The 20,242-nt window shown below is 63.1% G+C and carries 24 protein-coding genes and 2 pseudogenes; 14 read left to right on the forward strand and 12 right to left on the reverse strand.

Going from position 1 to position 20,242, the window contains the following annotated elements:
* Nucleotides 1-40: 40 nt before the first annotated feature.
* Nucleotides 41-244, forward strand: coding sequence for a DUF2735 domain-containing protein (locus tag RX328_RS27625; RefSeq protein ID WP_213247602.1), 204 nt, complete (start codon nucleotides 41-43; stop codon nucleotides 242-244).
* Between the two features lie 93 nt (nucleotides 245-337).
* Here RX328_RS27625 and RX328_RS27630 read toward each other — a convergent pair whose 3' ends face one another.
* Nucleotides 338-655: an MliC family protein gene (locus tag RX328_RS27630; RefSeq protein ID WP_247511479.1), complete on the reverse strand. Its 318-nt coding sequence runs from the start codon at nucleotides 653-655 to the stop codon at nucleotides 338-340.
* A gap of 86 nt (nucleotides 656-741) precedes the next feature.
* On the opposite strand from RX328_RS27630, the gene RX328_RS27635 reads away from it, so the two are divergent.
* Complete coding sequence (locus RX328_RS27635) at nucleotides 742-1,488, forward strand: tyrosine-protein phosphatase (protein ID WP_213247795.1); 747 nt, start codon at nucleotides 742-744, stop codon at nucleotides 1,486-1,488.
* A 17-nt stretch (nucleotides 1,489-1,505) separates the two neighbouring features.
* Here the strand turns inward: RX328_RS27635 and RX328_RS27640 are convergent, their stop codons facing one another.
* Both RX328_RS27640 and RX328_RS27645 read right to left on the reverse strand, forming a co-directional pair.
* Entirely contained in the window at nucleotides 1,506-2,186 is a 681-nt protein-coding gene (locus tag RX328_RS27640) for a hypothetical protein (protein ID WP_213247604.1), read from the reverse strand.
* A gap of 82 nt (nucleotides 2,187-2,268) precedes the next feature.
* On the reverse strand, nucleotides 2,269-2,469 hold the full coding sequence (locus RX328_RS27645) for a hypothetical protein (protein ID WP_028346392.1): 201 nt from the start codon (nucleotides 2,467-2,469) through the stop codon (nucleotides 2,269-2,271).
* A 257-nt stretch (nucleotides 2,470-2,726) separates the two neighbouring features.
* Between RX328_RS27645 and fabG the strand changes: the two genes are divergently transcribed.
* Nucleotides 2,727-3,407 carry a 3-oxoacyl-ACP reductase FabG gene (gene fabG, locus RX328_RS27650; RefSeq protein WP_213247606.1) on the forward strand — a complete coding sequence of 227 codons (681 nt, stop codon included), beginning with the start codon at nucleotides 2,727-2,729 and terminating at the stop codon, nucleotides 3,405-3,407.
* Here the strand turns inward: fabG and RX328_RS27655 are convergent.
* Nucleotides 3,404-4,057 (reverse strand): hypothetical protein, encoded by a 654-nt coding sequence (locus tag RX328_RS27655; protein WP_249726116.1) that lies wholly within the window; start codon nucleotides 4,055-4,057, stop codon nucleotides 3,404-3,406. The genes fabG and RX328_RS27655 overlap by 4 nt on opposite strands.
* A gap of 249 nt (nucleotides 4,058-4,306) precedes the next feature.
* Between RX328_RS27655 and RX328_RS27660 the strand changes: the two genes are divergently transcribed.
* Nucleotides 4,307-4,993, forward strand: a complete 687-nt coding sequence (locus tag RX328_RS27660; RefSeq protein WP_213247611.1) for a DUF2161 domain-containing phosphodiesterase — start codon at nucleotides 4,307-4,309, stop codon at nucleotides 4,991-4,993.
* Nucleotides 4,994-5,135: 142 nt separating this feature from the next.
* Entirely contained in the window at nucleotides 5,136-5,438 is a 303-nt protein-coding gene (locus tag RX328_RS27665; protein WP_057851384.1) for a hypothetical protein, read from the forward strand.
* 79 nt (nucleotides 5,439-5,517) lie between these two features.
* Here the strand turns inward: RX328_RS27665 and RX328_RS27670 are convergent, their stop codons facing one another.
* The gene (locus RX328_RS27670; RefSeq protein ID WP_213247613.1) at nucleotides 5,518-6,150 is read right to left on the reverse strand and encodes a GNAT family N-acetyltransferase; all 633 of its coding nucleotides are present in this window, start codon (nucleotides 6,148-6,150) and stop codon (nucleotides 5,518-5,520) included.
* Between the two features lie 256 nt (nucleotides 6,151-6,406).
* On the opposite strand from RX328_RS27670, the gene RX328_RS27675 reads away from it, so the two are divergent.
* From RX328_RS27675 to RX328_RS27685, 3 genes are all read left to right on the forward strand, one after another.
* Nucleotides 6,407-7,360 (forward strand): helix-turn-helix domain-containing protein, encoded by a 954-nt coding sequence (locus tag RX328_RS27675; protein WP_312017950.1) that lies wholly within the window; start codon nucleotides 6,407-6,409, stop codon nucleotides 7,358-7,360.
* A 166-nt stretch (nucleotides 7,361-7,526) separates the two neighbouring features.
* Nucleotides 7,527-8,540 (forward strand): carbon-nitrogen hydrolase family protein, encoded by a 1,014-nt coding sequence (locus RX328_RS27680; RefSeq protein WP_213247617.1) that lies wholly within the window; start codon nucleotides 7,527-7,529, stop codon nucleotides 8,538-8,540.
* A 32-nt stretch (nucleotides 8,541-8,572) separates the two neighbouring features.
* Entirely contained in the window at nucleotides 8,573-9,622 is a 1,050-nt protein-coding gene (locus RX328_RS27685; RefSeq protein WP_213247619.1) for a phenylacetaldoxime dehydratase family protein, read from the forward strand.
* A gap of 1 nt (nucleotide 9,623) precedes the next feature.
* On the opposite strand, the gene RX328_RS27690 is transcribed toward RX328_RS27685, so the two are convergent.
* Entirely contained in the window at nucleotides 9,624-10,022 is a 399-nt protein-coding gene (locus RX328_RS27690) for a PaaI family thioesterase (RefSeq protein ID WP_213247621.1), read from the reverse strand.
* A 123-nt stretch (nucleotides 10,023-10,145) separates the two neighbouring features.
* On the opposite strand from RX328_RS27690, the gene RX328_RS27695 reads away from it, so the two are divergent.
* Complete coding sequence (locus RX328_RS27695) at nucleotides 10,146-10,931, forward strand: cobalamin-binding protein (protein ID WP_213247796.1); 786 nt, start codon at nucleotides 10,146-10,148, stop codon at nucleotides 10,929-10,931.
* A 118-nt stretch (nucleotides 10,932-11,049) separates the two neighbouring features.
* Here the strand turns inward: RX328_RS27695 and RX328_RS27700 are convergent, their stop codons facing one another.
* Together RX328_RS27700 and RX328_RS27705 are read right to left on the reverse strand one after the other, a co-directional pair.
* Nucleotides 11,050-12,327 carry an ArgE/DapE family deacylase gene (locus RX328_RS27700; protein WP_213247623.1) on the reverse strand — a complete coding sequence of 426 codons (1,278 nt, stop codon included), beginning with the start codon at nucleotides 12,325-12,327 and terminating at the stop codon, nucleotides 11,050-11,052.
* A 54-nt stretch (nucleotides 12,328-12,381) separates the two neighbouring features.
* Nucleotides 12,382-13,095, reverse strand: a pseudogene (locus RX328_RS27705) (pyridoxamine 5'-phosphate oxidase family protein).
* Nucleotides 13,096-13,167: 72 nt separating this feature from the next.
* Here RX328_RS27705 and RX328_RS27710 point away from each other — a divergent pair.
* Nucleotides 13,168-14,673 carry a PLP-dependent aminotransferase family protein gene (locus RX328_RS27710; RefSeq protein WP_213247625.1) on the forward strand — a complete coding sequence of 502 codons (1,506 nt, stop codon included), beginning with the start codon at nucleotides 13,168-13,170 and terminating at the stop codon, nucleotides 14,671-14,673.
* An 87-nt stretch (nucleotides 14,674-14,760) separates the two neighbouring features.
* On the forward strand, nucleotides 14,761-15,021 hold the full coding sequence (locus RX328_RS27715) for a DUF6719 family protein (protein WP_213247627.1): 261 nt from the start codon (nucleotides 14,761-14,763) through the stop codon (nucleotides 15,019-15,021).
* A gap of 15 nt (nucleotides 15,022-15,036) precedes the next feature.
* On the opposite strand, the gene RX328_RS27720 is transcribed toward RX328_RS27715, so the two are convergent.
* The 3 genes and pseudogenes from RX328_RS27720 to RX328_RS27730 form a co-directional block, all read right to left on the reverse strand.
* Complete coding sequence (locus RX328_RS27720; protein WP_213247629.1) at nucleotides 15,037-15,486, reverse strand: ester cyclase; 450 nt, start codon at nucleotides 15,484-15,486, stop codon at nucleotides 15,037-15,039.
* 180 nt (nucleotides 15,487-15,666) lie between these two features.
* A pseudogene (locus RX328_RS27725) lies at nucleotides 15,667-16,082 on the reverse strand (hypothetical protein).
* 44 nt (nucleotides 16,083-16,126) lie between these two features.
* Nucleotides 16,127-16,288, reverse strand: a complete 162-nt coding sequence (locus RX328_RS27730; RefSeq protein WP_213247631.1) for a hypothetical protein — start codon at nucleotides 16,286-16,288, stop codon at nucleotides 16,127-16,129.
* Nucleotides 16,289-16,674: 386 nt separating this feature from the next.
* Between RX328_RS27730 and RX328_RS27735 the strand changes: the two genes are divergently transcribed.
* Complete coding sequence (locus tag RX328_RS27735; RefSeq protein ID WP_213247633.1) at nucleotides 16,675-16,968, forward strand: hypothetical protein; 294 nt, start codon at nucleotides 16,675-16,677, stop codon at nucleotides 16,966-16,968.
* Nucleotides 16,969-17,026: 58 nt separating this feature from the next.
* Here the strand turns inward: RX328_RS27735 and RX328_RS27740 are convergent, their stop codons facing one another.
* Nucleotides 17,027-17,575 carry a CreA family protein gene (locus RX328_RS27740; RefSeq protein ID WP_213247634.1) on the reverse strand — a complete coding sequence of 183 codons (549 nt, stop codon included), beginning with the start codon at nucleotides 17,573-17,575 and terminating at the stop codon, nucleotides 17,027-17,029.
* A gap of 347 nt (nucleotides 17,576-17,922) precedes the next feature.
* On the opposite strand from RX328_RS27740, the gene RX328_RS27745 reads away from it, so the two are divergent.
* Together RX328_RS27745 and RX328_RS27750 are read left to right on the forward strand one after the other, a co-directional pair.
* Nucleotides 17,923-19,488 carry a L,D-transpeptidase family protein gene (locus tag RX328_RS27745; RefSeq protein ID WP_249726089.1) on the forward strand — a complete coding sequence of 522 codons (1,566 nt, stop codon included), beginning with the start codon at nucleotides 17,923-17,925 and terminating at the stop codon, nucleotides 19,486-19,488.
* 72 nt (nucleotides 19,489-19,560) lie between these two features.
* Complete coding sequence (locus RX328_RS27750) at nucleotides 19,561-20,133, forward strand: glutathione peroxidase (RefSeq protein WP_213247636.1); 573 nt, start codon at nucleotides 19,561-19,563, stop codon at nucleotides 20,131-20,133.
* The last annotated feature ends 109 nt before the right edge of the window (nucleotides 20,134-20,242 follow it).

Below are 20,242 nucleotides of genomic sequence, written 5' to 3' on the forward strand. Positions count from 1 at the left end.
GCACCATGGAGGCTCGCGCTTCGACAAAAAGGAGACTGCAATGATAAATCCGAGTTTGAATCACGGGTCAGCCACGATCTACCAATTCCCAGCCGGGGGCCGGGCGGCTCTCGGGGGACGCCGCTATGGCGAGACCAAAGCCGTGACCGAATTTGCGGCCCAACCGGTCAACCTCGCGGACTGCAGCGATAGCTGGTACCACGCCGCGGCGATTGAGGACGCCAAGACCGAGCGGGATCACTGATGTCTGTGAGGTGTTTGGCAGGGACGCGCCGAGCAAATGAGGCGCGGACGGAGAACTAGAAAAGGGTCGGGACGAAATCGTTTCGGCCCTTTTTCATGTCTGCTCGCACGTCGTGGTCCGCCTTCTGGCGTGCTTGAGCGTGGTGATCCCAGCTTTGGTGATCCGTAAGGTCACGCCCTTCCCCTGATAACGCGCCCCCGACAGCGCCCAGCGCTTGGGCAGCGTCACCGCCTTGCCGTCGAGTTGCAGATGGGCACGCTTGTCGTATTGAAAAAATCCGACCGTGAACTGCGACCCGTCGACGCAACGATAATTCCGGAAGCTGGACTGCGCCGACGCCTGTGAAGGCATGGTTGCAACCGCGGCGAGGCCTAGCGCCGCGCCAAAAATCGTGATGTTCCGCCGATTCATGCTTCGCCCTCTTGCGAGTTCAGTATAGACGAGACGGGGCCGAACGACACCCGTCCCTTGTCCTCCGTCCCAACCCTTGCTGCATGATGTCAGACTCCCCTGCCCGCCATCTCAATCTTGCCGGCGCCAGCAACTTTCGCGATCTCGGCGGCTATCCCACAAGCGACGGCCGGATCGTACGCTGGCGGCAGATTTTTCGCTCCAATCATCTTGGCCATCTCACCGAAGGCGATGTCCGCGTCCTGCGGGAGCTGGGCGTCCGCAGCGCGTTCGACTTTCGCGGCACCGAGGAACGCGCCGCCGCCCTGTGCGGCATGCCCGAAATCACCGTTCATTCACTCCCGGTCGAGCCGACGGTGGTCGCGGCGCTGCGCGCCATCGCAGCTTCCGGCACGCCGCTGTCGACGGACCACGCCGTCGAGGTGATGCGCGACTCCTACCGCAGCTATGTGCAGAGGAATACGCAGCACTTCCGGACGCTGTTTGCACATCTACTGGAAGATCGCGCGCCGCTGGTGATCCATTGCACCGCCGGCAAGGATCGCACCGGCTTTGCGTGCGCGCTGATCCTGCATACGCTCGGTGTTTCCGAGGACATTATTTCGGAAGACTATCTCCTGACCAACCGCTTCTACAGCAGGGACCCCAATCACAGCAGCGACCTGCCCGAGAACGTCAAGCAGGTGCTGGGTACGGTGCAGGCCTCGTTTCTCGCCGCCGCCTTCGAGGCCATCGACGCCGACTATGGCGATCTCGAAAGCTATCTCCGCGATGGTCTTGGTCTCGGCAAAGCCGAACGTGCCAGCCTCGAAGCGCGCTATCTGCAGGATTAACCTGATCCGCCTTCATCTTACCCGCTGCATCGACACGACCTGCGCGGACAGCTTGCCGCCTCTCGCCCTGACGTTGACCTGCACTTTGTAGTCGTTGCTGTTTCGCCATTGGGCACATAGAGCATCGCGGTAAAGCGCACGCGGCCGCGCGCATCGAGGGTCACCGGCAGATCCTCATGCACGCGGAAGGAAATACCTTGGCGATTTCGAGGCGGCAGCCTGGCCGTCATGACAGGCTCGACTAGCGCACGCAGATCGAGCTTGGTCGCCGTTGCTCCATCAATCCGGTAGTAGGCAAAGGAATCGCTGTCCCAGCGGCTGTTCGCGACCTCGATGACCGCCTGGCTGTCCGGCGACCAGGCCGCAATCAGCTCGTAGCGGTTCGCCCGCATCTCGCCAGTCTCCCAATATGTCCCGCCGAGCGTAGCGAGCACCACGCCATCGGTGACACGGATCAGGACGTTCTCGACGTCGTTGGGAGTATCGCTGCCGGACGGCAGGCCCTGCGCGGTCCGCCAGGCGAACGCATAGCTGTTCGATGGCGAGGTGGTACCGGCGATGACACGCATCGCGGCCGTCCCCTCGCCGCAGACGAGGCCGCCATGTTGATCGGCAACGCAAGCCTGCGCATGCGCGGCAGCCGCTTGCAGCACACAGAGTGCGATGACAACGAGTGGAAATGCCAGAGCGCGGCGCATACCGCGATCATATCCGCTGTGCGCAAACCGTAAAGCAGGCAGTAAACCAAACCTTCGGTCAGGAAAGCTGCGCGCTATCGGCTCAGGCCGCCGCTTCCATTTCCAGTTCGGCGTCGAGATCGGCGATGACGTCCTCGAACGCGGAGATCGCCTGCTGGATCGCTGCGATCTGCATCAATTCCCAGCTCGAGACCGGACCGCTGCGATTCTGCAGCGCTACAACTAGGTCGCGCCGCTGCTCCTTAAGCTGAACAAGCGGTAAACCATGATCCGGCAAACCCATGACAAAATCCCCTGCCTTTTTGTTGGAGTCCGGTTCTATCGAACGGAGTCTGCAAACGGCTTACAGAACTCCGGCAAATTTTATCGATTTCGCCCTATTCCGTAGTCTCCCTTAGTCCTACGTAGCTCGCTACCTCCGGCCAGTCCTGGGCCGCGACAATTTGGGCTGGCGAGACGACGGTCATGCAGAAATTCGCCGCATTGGATTGAAAGTCTCCTGATAGGGTGCGCTCCCTCATCCGCATGCGGAGGCCCTTCATGGATGGAAAAGTCATTGTCGTGACGGGCGCGCTGGGTGCGCTCGGCCGGGTGGTCGTGGACGAAGCGCTGGCGCAAGGCGCCAGGATTGCGAGTGTTGACCATGCACCGACCCAAGCCCCGGCCACGGCGGATCTGTTCGAACTCGGCGGCGTCGACCTCACCGACGCGGCGGTAGCCAAGAAGGCGATCGACGCCGCGGCCGCGCATTTCGGCAAGCTCGACGCGCTACTCAACATCGCCGGCGGATTCGCCTTCGAGACGGTGGCGGATGGCGATCCCAAAACCTGGCAACGGATGTACGCGCTCAACGTGATGACCGCGCTCAACGCCTCGCGCGCGGCGATCCCGTATCTCGCCTCATCAGGCGCCGGACGCATCGTCAATATCGGCGCAATGGGCGCGCTGCAGGCGGGCGCCGGCACGGGCGCCTACGCCGCCTCCAAGGCCGGCGTGCATCGTCTGACCGAGGCGCTCGCCGCCGAACTCAAGGGCAAGATCACAGTCAATGCCGTGCTGCCGTCGATCATCGACACCGCGGCCAACCGCGCCAGCATGCCGAAAGCCGATTTCACCAAATGGGTGACGCCGAAGGAACTGGCCGACGTGATCCTATTCCTCGCCAGCGACGCGGCCAGCGCCGTCACCGGCGCGCTGCTGCCGGTGAATGGGAGGGTTTAACCCTCCACCTCCACCAGTTTTCGCAGCACCGCCTTGAAGCGGATGCTGCGTTTGCCGGCGAGCGCGGTGGCTTCGCCTTCCGCACCGTCGCGGTCGTAGGTGCCGGAAAAGCCGATGCCGACTTCATGGCCGCCGAACACCGGCCGCTCGCCCTGGGCCGGGGTATGCTCGCGGTTGACGAGTTCGCCTTTCCATTTGCCGTTCGCCGCCGTGTACGCGCCGATGTAGTCGAAGAACGCGTCGCCGCCCCTGATGCGTCCGTCCTGCAGCATCATGACACCGGTGTTGCCGGCATCGATCCCGTCGAGCATACGGATGTGGATGGAGTAGAGCCCGTTGCCGATCCCGTCAGGGCCGACCGCACCGGGCGGCGGCGCGTCGGCGTCATTGATCGGGCTCAGGACCGTCGCGAACCGGATCCCCGGCAACGCCGTGCTGCCGCCCTCGAAATGAACCTCCTCCCCGCGGCGCACGCCTGTGAATTTCATCGCGATATTGTCGATATCGAACATCGGGACATAGCCGGGATCGTGGTAGTGGCGCGACATCATGCATTCGGCGGAAATGACGCCATCGGCCTCGGTGAAGTGGCCGACGAACGAAGACCCGGAATCGCCGCCATAAAGTCTGCCGCCCGCGGTCGCGAACATCACGCCGGAACCTTCCCCGCGCTCCGTTGTGAAACGGAATTTGTATAGTCCTGACAGCACGCCCTGCTTACTCCGGAATTCGCAACGGCCGGCGCCCTGCGATCTACCGGTCGCAGGTTCCCTCAATTGCCGTTGGTCTTGTCCCCGCTGCAGAATAGCCGCTGAGGTGCCATCCGATCAAACGCTTAGCCGGAATTCAGCTAGAGTCGGCACGTTGAGTCGCGGCCACCTGCGCCGCCGGAGCCTGCCTTGGAAACCGCCCTTTATCTTCCTGTCAAACGCTTCCTCGAAAAGCTCGGCTTCACCGTCAAGGGCGAGGTCGGCGGCTGCGATCTTGTGGCGCTGAGTGGCGACGATCCGCCGATCGTGGTGATCGGTGAACTGAAGCTTTCCTTCAACCTGGAACTGATCCTGCAGGCGGTCGATCGCGCCGGCGCCGCCGACGAGGTCTGGCTTGCGGCTAAATTATCCGCCCGCGGCAAGGGCCGCGAAAGCGACGCGCGGTATCGCAATCTCTGCCGCCGGCTTGGCTTCGGCATGCTCGCCGTCACCAGCACCGGCGATGTCGAAGTGCTCGTCAAGCCACCGACGTCAGCGCCGCGCCGCGATCCCAAAAAGCGCTCGCGGCTGATCGCGGAGCACCAGAAGCGCAAGGGCGATCCCGTCATGGGCGGATCGACGCGCGCGCCGATCATGACGGCGTACCGCCAGCAGGCGCTGGCCTGTGCCTCCGCGCTGTCCGGCGGGCCACGGCGCGTCCGGGATTTGCGGGCGGAGATTCCCGATGCCGGAAAAATCCTGCTGCACAACGTTTATGGCTGGTTCGAACGCGCCGAGCGCGGCATCTACCTGCTGACTGATGCCGGCCATGCCGCGCTGAAGCGCTGGCCGCAACAGCCGCTGGATCTGGCTGCCGCCGGCAATCCTTCGCCATAATGGCAAGCACGGTGACACCGAACCGTACAGCGCTACCGGACTTGAGAGATTTTAGACGCATGGCTGTATTGCCGAGCGAAATTCATATTGCAATGCAACATTGGTGCCCCTAGGTATCTCCGCAATCAGATGCGAGGCGCCCATGAGCGAAGACTGGAACACGAAATACGGCACACGACGCGTCCGGCGGGATCCGCCGACGCTGGAGGAGGCAATCTTCGCCGCGGTCGGGATCACCGACGATCAGCAGCAGCAGGCGGAAATCGCCGCCGCGCTGATGGGGCTGCCCTATGAGGAAGTGCTGGCTGAAGTGAAGAAGACCGGCCGTGCGTTGGCGCGATCGGCCACTCGCGTCATTGCGGGCGAACAAGGCGCGCAGCGTTCGGTCGTGGTCGAGCGCCGTGTCATCAGGCGCTTCGGCAACGACAAGCGTACCGGCACCTGACAAGCCGGCGATTACCTTGATTGCGCAGAGAATTGCCCAAGGTTTTGGGCAATTCTCGAGATCGAACGTACGGATCGGCTTAAGAGGCGCCCCACTCGGACGGGGCGGTCCCGGCCATACGAAGCAGCATTCGCCGATAACTGCGGTTGAAAGCTACGGCCTTACGTGTCGCCTTCAGCACGCTGTCGATCCAGGACGTCGCAAGTTCTGCCTGATCATACTTCGTCAGATCGATCGTGCCGGTAGATTCGCCGTGGCGGAAGACAAGCTGCGCGCCAAACTTGCTGGCGAGCGCGCGCATCGCCTCGTTCTGCGCGCCGGTGGTGATCCGCAGGCTCTTGTAGCCCTTGGCCCGCGCCACCGCGATCAGCTTGCGGAACAGGATGCTGCCGACGCCCCGCCGCCGCACCGATGCTTCGACGCTGAAGGCGATCTCGGGAAGCGAATCCGGTGACTGGTCCGGCGGATGCAGCTCCGCGGCTCCGCGAACCACGCCGTTTTCAAAGAAGGCGATAATCGTCGTGCCGTCATTGGCGCATTTCTCGGCGTAGCGCTCGATGAAGCTGTCGTCCATGAAGCCATGGAAACGGTCGCGGCGGCTGGTGCGGTCGAGCCGCAGCAGGTGATCGCGCAATAGCGGCAGTTCTTCCTGCTGGCTCAGCGTGCGCACGCTGCTATCGGCAAGCGCAGCCGCAATAACGGTGAGGTACATAGTCCAAAACTCCTCTGAGAAAACCCTCGAGGAGGCGTCGAATCCCTAGACCACCTATATTGTGCGGCGCAACATCGAATTCAAGACCGGACTGCTCCGTATACTGCCTTAAATAACGGCAGCATTCCAGCAGTTTAGCCGACCCGCCATTAACCAATTGTTAAGGTTCGTCACCCCGCGCAAACTGGGCATGGAGCTTGCTTTTTTTGATGCGCCAAGCCCAGGCAATGCACCGGATGTTTCGTGGAGATCCATTGTGGCTGTCGTGCTCGACACCAGATCTTGCCTTCCGGAGCGCCGGCTTGCGGTGTGGCAGGACATCGTCTGCGACACCTTTGTCGGGCTCGATTGCAAATCGGACATGCGTGGCGCGTTTTGGGGCTCGGTGTCGCAATCCAGAATCGGGCAGATCGCGCTCACGCAGGTCGATTCCACGGCACAGCGGGTATTCCGCACACCGTCTCGCATAGCCCGTGCCAGCGAAGATTTCGTGCTGATGGCGCTGGGCAACAACGGCGTGAACGGCGTGTTCCAGGACGGCCGCGAGGCAGTCGTCTCTGCGGGACAATTCGTCATTTATGACACCACCCGACCCTACGAGCTGCGCTTCGACGACAGCTTCTCGCAGACGATCTTCCAAATGCCGCGCAAATTGCTGCAACAGCGCGTCGGCTCGTTCGACGGTCTGACCGCGACGACGTTTGCAGGCGATCGTCCGCTCGAACGGCTGACGTATGATTTCGCACGCAATGTGAGCAAGACCGTCGAGCTGGTTGATCCCGCCGCCGCAACGCGCCTACTCGACCAGGCGCTCGACCTGCTGGCGATGACGCTTGCCGACCGGCTGCATGCCCGGTTGCCGGACCAGTCGGCCCACCGGTCGGCGCTGCTCTATCGCCTCAAAAACCATATCCTGACGCATCTTTCCGATCCCGAATTATCGCTGCCGCGCGCTTCGGCGGCAGTCGGAATCTCGCCGCGTTATGCCAGCGATCTGATGGCCGCCGAACGGTCCTCGTTCCGCAGCTACGTGCAGGCGCAGCGGCTGGAGCGCTGCAAGCGTGATCTTGCCGACCCGGCCCACCAGGCCCGGCACATCGGCGAGATTGCCTTTGCGTGGGGCTTCAACGACCTCGCTCATTTCAGCCGCATCTTCAAACAGCGCTTCGGCGTCTCGCCGCGCGAATGGCGCGAGCAGCCGAACAAGTAACGTCTTTCGCCCGGCCCCTCTTGGCGCGCCGCGGGCGTCCGGCGTTCTCCCGACCATCTGCCAGTTTAGACAAGTTTTCGTTCCGCCGCGGACAAGCGGTGCGCATTGCCACGGCTGTAGGCTGGCGTCAGCGATCACCGGTCTTCAACACGAGAGGATGAGTTCGATGGGTCTGGTTCATCAGAAATACAAGGTGGCGGTGGTTCAGGCGGCGCCGATCTTTCTCGATCTCGATGCGACCGTCGACAAGACCATCAAGCTGATCGAGGAAGCGTCCGCGAAAGGCGCCAAGCTGATCGCGTTTCCCGAAACCTTCATCCCCGGATATCCGTGGCAGATCTGGCTTGGCGCACCTGCCTGGGCGATCGGCCGCGGTTTCGTGCAGCGCTATTTTGACAATTCGCTAGCCTTCGACAGCCTGCAGGCGGAAAAGATCCGCCTAGCCGTGAAACGCGCAAAGCTGACGGCCGTGCTCGGGCTGTCCGAACGCGATGGTGGAAGCCTCTATATCGCGCAATGGCTGATCGGTCCCGATGGCGAGACCATCGCCAAGCGCCGAAAGCTGCGGCCGACCCATGCCGAACGCACCGTGTTCGGCGAAGGCGACGGCAGCGATCTTGCGGTTCACGATCGTGCCGACGTCGGACGGCTCGGCGCACTGTGCTGCTGGGAGCACCTGCAGCCGCTGTCGAAATACGCGATGTACGCCCAAAACGAACAGGTGCATGTCGGTGCCTGGCCGAGCTTTTCGCTGTACGATCCGTTCGCGCATGCGCTTGGCCATGAGGTCAATAATGCCGCCAGCAAGGTCTATGCGGTCGAGGGCTCATGCTTCTTCCTGGGCCCCTGCGCGGTCGTTTCGCAGGCCATGATCGACGAACTCTGCGACACTCCCGAAAAACACGCATTCCTGCATGCCGGCGGTGGCCACGCCGTGATCTACGGGCCGGACGGCAGTTCGCTGGCCGAGAAACTGCCGCCCGACCAGGAAGGCATTCTGTACGCCGACATCGATCTCGGCATGATCGGCGTGGCGAAGAACGCCGCCGATCCGGCCGGGCATTATTCGCGGCCCGATGTTACGCGGCTGCTGCTCAACACCACGCGCGCCAACCGCGTCGAGCATTTCTCGCTTCCCATCGATGCCGAGGTCATGAGCGAAATCAGGCTGCAGGCTTGACGCGCTTCATTTTTGCGAGAAGGAGCAGGCCCATGGAATCAGCGATCCCTGCACATCTGCAAACTGCGCGAACGCGTCACCGCCGCGTCGGCGAGGACTATACGCCGCCCTACCCGTCATTCGTGGCGCGGCACAAGCCAAGCGTCACGCGGGTGGTGATGGCCTATTTCGGCATCCAATCCCGCGGTGCGCTCTCGGTAGCCGCGGAGCAGGCGTCGGCCCGGCTCGCTTCGGATTTCGCAGCCGCCGACGGCCCGTCCCATTGGGACCGCGCGAGCTATGTCGACGAGGCCGGCTTCACCAATTTCGTCACGGTGGCCTACTGGGACGAGCGGCAAAAGTTCGATCGCTGGTTTCCGGCCGCGCGCGAGCGCTGGACCGGCGGCCAGCGAACGAATGACGGCTTCGGGACCTTCATTGAGGCGCTTTACCCGTCCGTGGAAGGATATGAGACGCTGTTCTCTTCGCTCGGAAGGCCCGAAGGCGTCGCCGTTCTCGCCGACGGCATGAGCGGCGAGGTGCTGGAGCACGCCTATTGGGGCGGCATGCGCGATCGCATCCCGTTGTCCCAGACCAGCGAGATGGCTCCCTCAGGTTCCGCGCGAGCCATTCGCGACGGCGCGCGCATCCGGATCATCCCGCACGACAATCTCTGCCTGATCCGGTCGGGTCAGGATTGGGGCGATACCGAGGCCACTGAGCGCAAGATGTACCTCGGCGATGTCGAACCAGTGCTGCGCGCAGGCATGGATTTCCTCCGCGACCAGGGACGAGCGATCGGCTGCTATGCCAACCGTTACATGACCGTCATCGGCCCTGACGGCGCGAGAGTCGAAAAATCGTACGGCATGAGCTGGTGGAAGAGCCTGTCGGCGCTGGAGCGCTGGGCTGAATCGCACCCGACCCATGTCAGGATTTTCGGCGCCGCCATGAAATATCTGTCGACGCTCGGGCCGGCCGCAAAATTGCGACTCTACCACGAGGTCACCGTCGCCCGCGCCGACGAGCAGCTTTTCGAATATGTGGACTGTCATCCGCAAACCGGAATGCTGAACGCCGTGCAGACGGTGGAGATGGCCTGAGCTACAGCACCATCTGCGTTTGCGTGACGACCGCCACGAGCTTGCCGTCCTCGGTCTCCAGCCGCGTCTGCCAGACCTGGGTGCGACGTCCGCGATGCACCGGAGTTGCGGTCGCAATCACCGTGGTCCCTTCCTTGGCGCCGCCGATGAAATTGGTCTTGCTTTCGATCGTGGTGGTGCCTTTTGCGTCCGCCGGCAGGTTGATGACAGTCGCCGCGGCGCCAACCGAATCTGCGAACGCCATGAGAGCGCCGCCGTGAATCGTATTCCGGAGCGTGCAGAGGTCCGGCCGCACCAGCATCTTGGCGACCACCCGATCCATTCCGGCTTCCGTGAAGGTTACCCCCTTCAGTTCCGCAAACGGCATCTTCATCGACTGGATCTTTTCGAGCGGCGTCATTCGTCCTCCGGCTTTTCTTGAAGTGATTTCCTGAACAGAATGAAGGCTGCCGGTAAATCAGGCAATGACCTCCGAGGTAATGGCCGCCGTGACATGGCCGCGTTATTCCGCCATATCATCGGCATGCGCCAGTTCCCGCCCCGCCGAATTGTCTGCCTGACCGAAGAGACGGTGGAGACGCTGTATCTGCTCGGCGAGCAGGACCGCATCGTCGGCGTCTCCGGCTATGCGGTGCGGCCGCCACAGGTCCGCCGCGAGAAGCCGCGGGTCGCCGCCTTCATCTCCGCGGATATTCCAAAGATTCTCGCGCTCGAGCCTGATCTCGTGTTGGCCTTCTCCGACCTGCAGGCGGCCATCGTGGCGGATCTGGTGCGCGCGGGCGTCGCTGTCCACGTCTTCAACCAGCGCGACATTGCGGGCATCCTCGCGATGATTCGCACGCTCGGCGCTATGGTCGGTGCGGCGGAGCGCGCCGATCAACTAGCGCGCGGCTTTGAAAAGCGCGTCGCGCAGGTCGCCGCGACGCCCCGGCCTGCAGCGAAACCAAAAGTCTATTTCGAGGAATGGGACGATCCGCTTATCTCCGGCATCGGCTGGGTGTCCGAACTGATCGAGATCGCGGGCGGCGAGGACGCCCTACCGAAGCTGCGGTTTCAGCAGGCCGCCAAGGACCGGATCATCTCGCCTGATGTCGTGCGCGACACGGCCCCCGACGTGATCCTCGCGTCATGGTGCGGCAAGAAGGTCGTGCCTGAGCGTATCCGGCAGCGGCCGGGCTGGAGCGATATCCCCGCCGTGCGCAATAATCGCATCGTCGAGATCAAGTCGACGATCATCCTGCAGCCGGGACCGGCGGCGCTGACGGATGGGTTGGATGCGATCGTTAGGGCGTTGTGGCCTGTTGGCTGACGTTCCCCGGATGCTGCGCAGCGCGGAGCGGTGGCTGCTATTCCGGGGTCCATACGGCGGCAGGTCCCGGCTCTGCGGAGCAGCGCGAAGCGCTGCACCGCGTCCGGGACACGGTGACTCACACCTTCTCCACCCCGCACCATTCCGCGATGAAAAGTGCGGTTGCTTTGGTCGACTTCCGCAGCGAGTCCAGTTCGACATACTCGTTGAAGCCGTGCATTGCGGCGCCCTTCGCGCCAAAGCACAGGCTCGGGATGTTGTAGTTCAACCCATAGAACCGCGTATCGGTCAGCGCGGTGAACGCGCGGTCCGGCACCACGCCGCCATAGACGGCGTCGAACGCTTTTGCGAAGGCGGCTTCCGGCTCGGCCGAGTTCGTCAGCTCATATCCCTCCGACAAGAAGCCCGACCACTCCACCTGCGGCGGATTGTTGGACAGGAATCTGTGATCGCGCGCCGCCGCCGACACGCAGGCCAAAATCTCCTTCTGGCATTCGGCGATCGACCAGCCCGGCAGGACCGCGATGCGGCAATCGACGTCGCACCAGGCCGGCACGCTGGAAGCCCAGTCGCCGCCCTTGATGATGCCGGGGTTGAAGTTGAGCGGATGGGCGACCGCCTTGAAGTGCCGGTCCGCCTTGGCGCGCTCGTTCCAGTCCGCCTCGAGCTTCTGCAACGCGTGGATCAGGTGGTACGCCGCCATGATCGCATTGGCGCCGGCGCCGGCCTCGAACACATGCACCGGGAAGCCGCGCACCTTCAGGCGAAACCAGATCACGCCGACCTGCGAGCGCACCATGGTCTCGCCGGTCGGCTCCGGGATGAAGCAGGCGTCCGCGCGGTAGCCGCGCTGCAAGGTCGAGAGCGCGCCGACGCCGGTCGATTCCTCCTCGATCACCGACTGAAAATGGATGCGCGCCGTTGGCTTCAGCCCTACTGCCTTGATCGCATCCAGCGCATAGAGCGCGCCGATGGTGCCGGACTTCATGTCGCAGGCGCCGCGGCCATACATCTTGCCGTCCTTGATGGCAGGCGAGAACGGCGGCGTCTCCCACATGTCGAGGGGACCTGCCGGCACCACATCGCAGTGCCCCTGCAGGATCAGTGATTTGCCGGAATTGGTCGCCGGCCGATACGTGCCGACCACCGTCCGCGCCTTGGAAAAATCATGCTCGATCGGGCCGAAACCGCGCAGATCCCTGAGATCCTCGACGTCGATATGCCAGTCGTCGACCTCATAGCCGCGCTGGCGCAGGAGATCACCGATCATGTCCTGGCACGGTCCTTCGGCGCCGCGGGTCGAGGGGATCGCAACGAAATCCTTCGTCGTCGCCAGTTGCGCATCGAAGCCGGCGTCGACGGCATCTAGGATTTTCTGTTGCGTATCGGTCGTCATGCGGCAGCTCCAATCGGAATTTGGCAAGGTCAGAGTGCGCACCCTACCCCGATCTCAGCCGCCGGCGTAATGCGCAAAATGCGCATCCCGCAATGCATCTTCGAGCAGGCGGCCTTCCGAATAGCCGCTCAGGGAGGCCGGTCGCTCGACGCCGTCGAGAAGCCGCGGACAGGGTTCCGGCCGGCCCAGCACCGTGCGGACCGGAATACGCTCGGCATAAACAGGCAGCTCATAGTCCTCATCGTCGTCAGCGACGCCCTTCGACCTGATCTTGGCGGATGCCTACTCGATTTCCATCGCGATTACCGACGTCGCCTTGATCTCCTGCGCCGTGCTTTGCCTTAACGTCGCGGTCCGACCGGGAAAAAAGCGGTCGACCATGGCGACGAGCGCGCGCTCCTTCTCCACGGGATCGGTGATGAGATAGGCGGTGCCGAAGGCCATTACGGCACGGTAATCCGACGAATGATTGAAGCCGCAGCGGGCCAGCACCAGGCTGTCGAGATGCGCAACCGTCAGGCAGACCCTTTGGCCTTCGGACTGATTTCGCAGCATGCGGCTGGCGCTGCTGCCATGCCAGTACAGCCTGCTTCCCTCCCGCCAGAAGAATGTCGGCGTACAATAGGGCTGGCCGTCGATCACGTAGGAAACGTGACACAGCATCGAGGCATCGAGTAGGCCGTGCACCGTGGCGTGGTCGTAGAAGCCGCGATCATGGCGGCGCTTCACCTGGTTGCGCGGCGATAGCGGATACACGGCGTCGGTCACGGCAACTCCTGTTTCGGTGAGTGGTCGTTAAGAGTTGTACCGGCCAATTTGGTCTGCGATAGTGCCAATTCCATGCGAAAAATTCCGACCAATTCTCCGCCTGCACGCCGCAAGCCAGAACTGGCGCTCGACCTTTCCGGTCCGCACGTGACGCCGGGCGCCTCCTCCCAGCACCGGCTCTATCAGGCGCTGTGCCACGCCATCACAGGCGGGATCGCAAAGCCCGGCGAGCCGCTGCCGCCGTCGCGCATGCTGGCCAAGCAGACCGGCTTTCGCCGCAACGCCGTCACCTCGGCCTATGAGCGGCTGATCGCGGATGGTTTTGCGGTGGCCACCGTCGGCTCCGGCACCTTCGTCGCCGCGCGCATTCCGGCCCGCGTCAACAACGCACGTAAGACGAAGATCGCGATCGAAGGGCCGCAGCAGGGTCCGCTGGCGCTCGGCTGCACGCATATCGACGAAAGGGCGCTGCAGCGCTTCCGGGCGTTTGCCGGCCGGCGCATGCGCGCCTTCGGCACCGAGCACCTGCAGTACGGTGATCCCAGGGGCAGCCGCGAACTCCGCGCCGCGATCGCCGATCATTTGCTGTCGGCGCGCGGCCTGCGCTGCGATCCCGACCAGATCATGCTGACGTCCGGGACGCAGCATGCGCTGCGGATCGTGCTGGGTGCGATCCTCAAGCCCAGCGATCAGATCTGGTGCGAAGACCCGGGCTATCCCGCCGCGCGAAGGGCGATCGAGCATTGCGGCCTGCTTCCCGTCTCGGTGCCGGTCGATGCCTCAGGCCTGATCGTGGCCAGAGGCCGGGCCCTCGCTCCTTCGGCTGGCGCGGCCTATGTGACACCGTCGCACCAATTTCCCCTCGGCGTGCAGATGTCGATGCCGCGGCGGCTCGAATTGCTCGACTGGGCCAGGGATGCGGATGCCTTCGTCTTCGAGGACGACTATGACAGCGAATTCCGCTACGACGGCGCGCCATTGCTGTCGCTCGCCGGCATCGATCACCTCTCGCGCGTCATCTACATGGGCACGTTCGCCAAGACATTATTCCCCGGATTGCGCATCGGCTATTGCGCGCTGCCCGAGCGGTTGGTCGGACCGGTGACGACAGCCCGTGCCGCGCTCGACCGTTTTCCCGGCACGCTGCTCGAAGGCGCGGTCGCAGACATGCTCAATTCCGGCGCGTTCGCGGCCAACCTGCGCAAGGTGCGCGCGATCTATCGCGAAGCGCGCGACGTGTTGGCGTCGACGCTGACTGCCGCATCGGATGAGCGACTGTCGGTGCCGGTGCCCTCGCAAGGCCTGCATCTGGTCGCGCGGTTCGATCCATCGACCGATCCCCGTATCGCCGCGCAGGCAAAGTCCGAAGCCGGTGTCGCTGGCTGGCTCTTGGCGGAAACTTATTTTCGCGCACACCCGCTTGCCGGCTACGTCCTCGGATTTGCCGGCCACCCGCTGCCACAACTGATCGCATCGGCCGAGCGACTCGCGAAATCGTCGCTGGTCGCGCTGCAGGCAAATCGCAAACCGAACAAGGGCGGAACAGGCAAGGTCAAACGGCTGAAGGCCGCCACTTGACCACTCGCGCCGGCCGGCACCCTATCAGAATCGCGGGCGCGTCACTAAGCTCGATGCCCAAATCAACTTCGCGAACGGAAATACCCAATGCGCGGCCATCGCAAAGTCTCGTATCTCGTCATCGGTGCATTGATCGCAGGCGTGCTCGGCTATGCAACGACGGCCCTCGCCCAGACGGTCTCGCGCGAGCAGGACATTGTCGACCTCAGACTCGGCCAGCGCGTCATGGTCGATGATGGATCGTGCCCGGCGGGACAAATCAAGGAAGTCCAGGGCTCGCAGATGACGACATCAGGCGTGCTCCGCACCCGCAAGTGCATTCCGCGGCTGGGGACGAAGAGGCGTTAGCGGCGACCGCCCGAGCTAAAACATGCCGTTGGTGTTAGCGGCCTTCTCGGGAATTTCCTGTACGACGTCCCAGTGCTCGACGATCTTGCCGTTCTCCAGCCTGAAAATGTCAACGATGGCGCGGCCGCGCGTGCCTTTCTCGCGCACGCTGTGGACATGGACGATCACGTAATCGCCATCGGCAAAAGCGCGCTTGATCTCGCTGCGGGAGTCCGGAAATTTCTCGCGTAGGAAACCGAGGAATGCCTTGAAGCCCTCGATGCCGTCCGGCGCCGTCGGATTGTGCTGAATATAATGCGGCCCGAAAAACTTCGCCGCGGCATCAAAGTCCTTCCGATTGAGAGCCGCATCGTAAAACTCGAGCACGGCCTTCTTGTTGGCCTCCTGCGTCGCAGCGTCGGCGGCGACCGCCGGAGATATGGCCAGCGACAATACGCCGATCAGGCCGATAAAAAGAGATTTCATGACAGCTCCTTTGTGCAATCGGTTCGGGCCTAACCTACCAGCTTCCGTATCGGCCGACGACCCCACGCCACAGCGCATCGCGCTCGCGCGCCGGTGCGCCAGGAAGTCGTTGAGCGAACAGCTCTGAGCAGCTATGACGCAGCAGAATTAAGGGGCGCTGCGTAGAATTGAGGACCGCGCTTACTGGTTCGTCGCCGGCTCGAACATGCATTGCAGCGTCGGCTTGGCGATCTTGGTGAAGGTCGGACCGATCTCGGATCGCTTCGACGCCGGCACCCACGCGCTTTCGATCGTCGGCACTCCGGTCTCGCTGATGCCGCGCAGCAGCGCTTCGCGCAAGTCGGCATCTTCCACGGTCGCGGCGGCGTAGTCGTGCAGGCAGCCGCAAACGGTTTCGGGATGTGCCCAACGTCCGACCATATGGGGCGCGCAGAGCCGCACGAACTCGCCGCGCGGATCGGGCACCTTGAACAGGGAACGGAACGAGGTCTGCGGCGGCTGAATTGGACTTGGGCTTGGACTTGGGTCTGGGCTTGCGCCGCGCCGCTGAGAAGAAGAGACGCAAAGATTACAGCAGAGCAGATGCGTACGAACATACCGAGCCTTTATCGGCGATCTCTTTGCAAAGGATCCGCTACGCTCAGTTGGCAGCCACGACCATCGATAGCGGCACCGGGGCCGCAACCGGCGAGCCGTTATAAGCAAAGGTGCCAACCCCCGGCAGGCCCTGATCCGAAGAACCAGCCATCGAGGGACCAGCCAGAATGAAGGCCAAAGCGAGGATGAAGCTGATGGTCCGCATCTGACTGTCTCCGCTTGTCAGTGGCCGGCGGTGCCCGCCGTCTCGTTGGCCACCTGATAACTGTCGGCTGTTTCCAGACATCTGCGCCAAAACGAAAAATGGTTTCGTCGCGCAGGAGAATTGTTTCGTCGGCCCTGTCGGACGAAACAATAGCGCGAAAAGCCCAATGAATTCAGCCCGGGCGCTCGTACTTGAAATGCTCAGGCTGAACTCCGCAAGCTGGCCATTTGGGGGCCGTCTTGGCCCTCGCCCAACGAACGAGAACCGACTCGCTTACTGGCAGACTGGGATGAACCGAAGCTTCGATCCGGTCGACTCAATCGAACGCCACGCAACTTTCCGTGTGCCTGTGCGTTGTGACCCTTCCTCAATAAAGGACAGCAGTCGTGGGCAATGGCAACCGTGCAACCCCGACCCGCAAACCCGGCCAGCCGGTGCTTGAAAGTTTGTCTGGAAGTAACGGCTCCGAAGGGCGGATCAATCCTTCCCTGAAGACAGAGCGCCAAGGAAAAGCCTCAGAGCATCCTGTGAGCCTTTGTGGCGCGATGTCGCAACAAGGCGGCGAATTTCGCGGCAATGTCTCTGCGCCGCAGAAATTCGTGCATCTGGTCGGCTGCCGCGACCGCAAGGTCGGACCCGGCCTGGAGGCCCGCCAATATCCCAATCCGCTCAAGCGGTAAGCCCGAAGCCCTCATCCCAGATCCGATCTTGAATCTCGGATCCCGGCCGGTCTCGGACTTACTGGATGAATTCACCGCATTTCTGAACCGCGGCCTCAGTGGCGCCCCAAGGCATGATCGGCACTGAGGAAGTGGAGTTTTTGGGTGAACCTTCGATCAGTTTGTCCGAATAGACCATGTAGACCAGCACGTTGCGCTTGGCGTCGCAGCCGCGAACAATCTGCATCTTCTTGAAGAACAGCGAGCGGCGCTGCCGGAACATGTCGTCGCCCTGCTCCAGTCTATGCTTGAACTTGATCGGGCCGATCTGGCGGCACGCAAGCGAAATATCCGAGACCTCCTCGGCAAGTCCGAGCCAGCCCTTGAAGCCGCCCTTTTCCGGCACCGTGAAGTGACAGGCCACCCCCTCGACCTCGGGATCGTCGAGGGCGTAGGTGGCGAGCTTGTCGTTGGGGCTCAGCCATTTGAAGACGGTCGAGCGGCGAAAGATCAGGTCGGGCTCGTCCGCGGCCGACGCCGGACCTGCCTGCCAAAATGTCAGCGCGAGCACCACCAAGGCCAGACTTCTCCACTTCCTGTCACACTTAACGATGGCCTTGGATGTCATTGATATCTCCGCTGAAGGGCTCAGCGTCTATGTAGTGGCGGAAGGCCGCACAGGAAGACTGCCGGAGGATTTGGAAGGCCGCAGTACTGCCTTATGGATGGCGTCTGATTGAGCAGGCGCCGTTTAACGGAATGTGAGGCTTTTTTGCTACGATTGGGGCGAAAAAGCGCTGCAATTAGAAGGCCTATGCTGGTGAACGCTTTTCGCCTCTGCGACAACCAACCGATTAGCAGGACGGTACAGTCGAGTATCTGGATTTGAGGATTATGCGCGTGAGCGGGCATCGAGCTTTCAGTGCGAGTATTGCGGGCGCGACGATTTCGAAACGGCGATTTTGGCAGATTGCGATGTTGACCGCGGCCGGCACCGTCGCCGCCGCTTCCCAGGCCGATGCCGCCGCCATGTTCTACTGGCAGGATTCCGACCCCGGCTATTATTACCGGCCGATACCGACGGTGCAGCCGCGCAAGCCGAAGGTGCGCCGGCCGTCAGCCAAGACCGAAGCCGCCATCAAGGAAACCAACGCCAAGCCGCAGGGGCCGCTGATCATCGCGGTCTCGATCGAGCAGCAGAAGGTCCGCGTCTACGACGCCAATGGGCTGTTCGCTGAAAGCCCGGTGTCGACAGGCATGAAGGGTCATTCGACCCCGATGGGCGTGTTCAGCATCATCCAGAAGCACAAGATGCACCGCTCCAACATCTACAGCGGCGCGCCGATGCCTTACATGCAGCGCATCACCTGGTCGGGCATCGCGCTGCATGCCGGCGTGTTGCCCGGCTATCCGGCGTCGCACGGCTGCATTCGCATGCCGACGACCTTTGCCATAAAGATGTGGAACTGGACCCGGATGGGGGCGCGCGTCATCATCACGCCCGGCCAGATCACGCCTGCCAGTTTCTCGCACCCGTTGCTGGTGACGCAGAAAGTCGTCCCGCCGCCGCTCATCGCAGACGATCCCGCGAGCGATGCGCCCGCGGTGAAGGGCGACAAGGGCGCGGACGCAGGCCATGCGGAGCCAAGTCTCGAACTCCGATCGACCGTCGGCCACGCTGCGCCGTTGCGCGAACGGACCCACACGGCGGATGCCGGCAGCGCGCTGCCGACGAGCGCCGTCGCGACCATGTCCGACGCAACGCCGTCTGCAGCCAAGGTCCAGCCTTTCAGCGATACGTCGATCGCGGAGGCAAAGGCGGACGCGCCTAAATCCGAGCCAGCTATCTCGGCATCTGGCGAGCCCACGACCGCAGCGATTGCCAATGTGGAGCCAGCCAAAGTTGAGGCGCCGAAGCTCGAACAGACCAAAAACGCCGACAAGCCTGCCGAGCCCGTCAAGGCGGTCGCTGATACACCGGCTGCGTCGGTTGTTGCGCCTGAGGTTAAGAAGGATACCGCACGTCTGCCCGGTGCGGAGAAGGCCGCCAGGGCCGAGCCACCCAGGCGTCCCGGCCAGATCGCGGTGTTCGTCAGCCGCAAGGACTCCAAGCTGTACGTCCGCGAGAATTTCAAGCCGCAGTTCGATTTGCCGGTGACGATTGCGCCGAGCGACCGGCCGCTGGGCACGCACGTCTTTACCGTCGCGGCCGACAAGAACGACCCCAACGTGTTGCGCTGGTCGGTGGTCTCGCTGCCGGTTGCGGCCCGCAACGCTGCGCGAATCGAGAGCACCGATCGTGCCGCCCAGCGCGGCAGGATGGCCGGCGCAGCGCCCAGCGAGGTAAAGCTGCTGCCGGCGGCAAGCAGTCCGGCGGAGGCGCTGGACCGCATCGCCGTCGCTCCCGAGGTGATTGCGCGGATCGCCGAGATGCTGACCACCGGCAGCTCGATCGTGGTGTCCGATCACGGCATCAACACGGGCGGCGAAACCGGCGAAGGCACCGACTTCATCGTCCCGCTGCGCATGGTCCAGCCATAACGGCTTGTTGAGGGGCGAATGCTTGCGCCTTGCGCTATGCTTGGTGCGGTTGGACGCAGCCCGAGGCTTTTCATGATGGACCGCAGGAGCGTGATGACCGCGGCGTTGGCCGCGGTCGCAGGCATGGCCTCGAGCAGGCAATCCCTGGCGCAGGCCGGCATGAGCCGGATCACGGCTTACGCGTTTTCGTTTCCGGGATTGGCCGGCGGCGACATCAGGCTTTCCGAATTTGCCGGCCGGCCGATCCTGATCGTCAACACCGCTTCGCTCTGCGGCTTCACCCCGCAATATGGCGGCCTGCAGGAATTGTGGACGGAGTTCGGTGGCCGCGGGCTGATGATCGTCGGCGTTCCCTCCAACGATTTCGGCGCCCAGGAGCCGGGCGGCGCGATCGAAATCACCGCGACGGCACAGAGCCATCACGTCACCTTTCCGATCGCCGCGAAGGCCGTCGTCAAGGGACCGAACGCGCATCCGTTTTACAAATGGGCGGCAGAGGCGCGGCCGAAGGATGTTCCACGCTGGAACTTCCACAAATACCTGATCGGCCGCGACGGCCACATCGCCGACGTCTTCCCGCAATCCGTCGACCCCGTGGATTCACGGGTAAGGACCGCCATCACACGGGCACTCGCCGACTCCTGAATTAACCCGATCGAGGACAAATCGGCTGGGGGTCGTGACAGCCGTTGCGTTGGCGCGCCCCCTCCATCTAAGGTACCGTCCGTTAACGGATGGAGGCAGACCGGACCAC

The organism is Bradyrhizobium sp. sBnM-33 (genome assembly GCF_032917945.1).
In the GTDB taxonomy this organism is placed as follows: Bacteria; Pseudomonadota; Alphaproteobacteria; order Rhizobiales; family Xanthobacteraceae; genus Bradyrhizobium.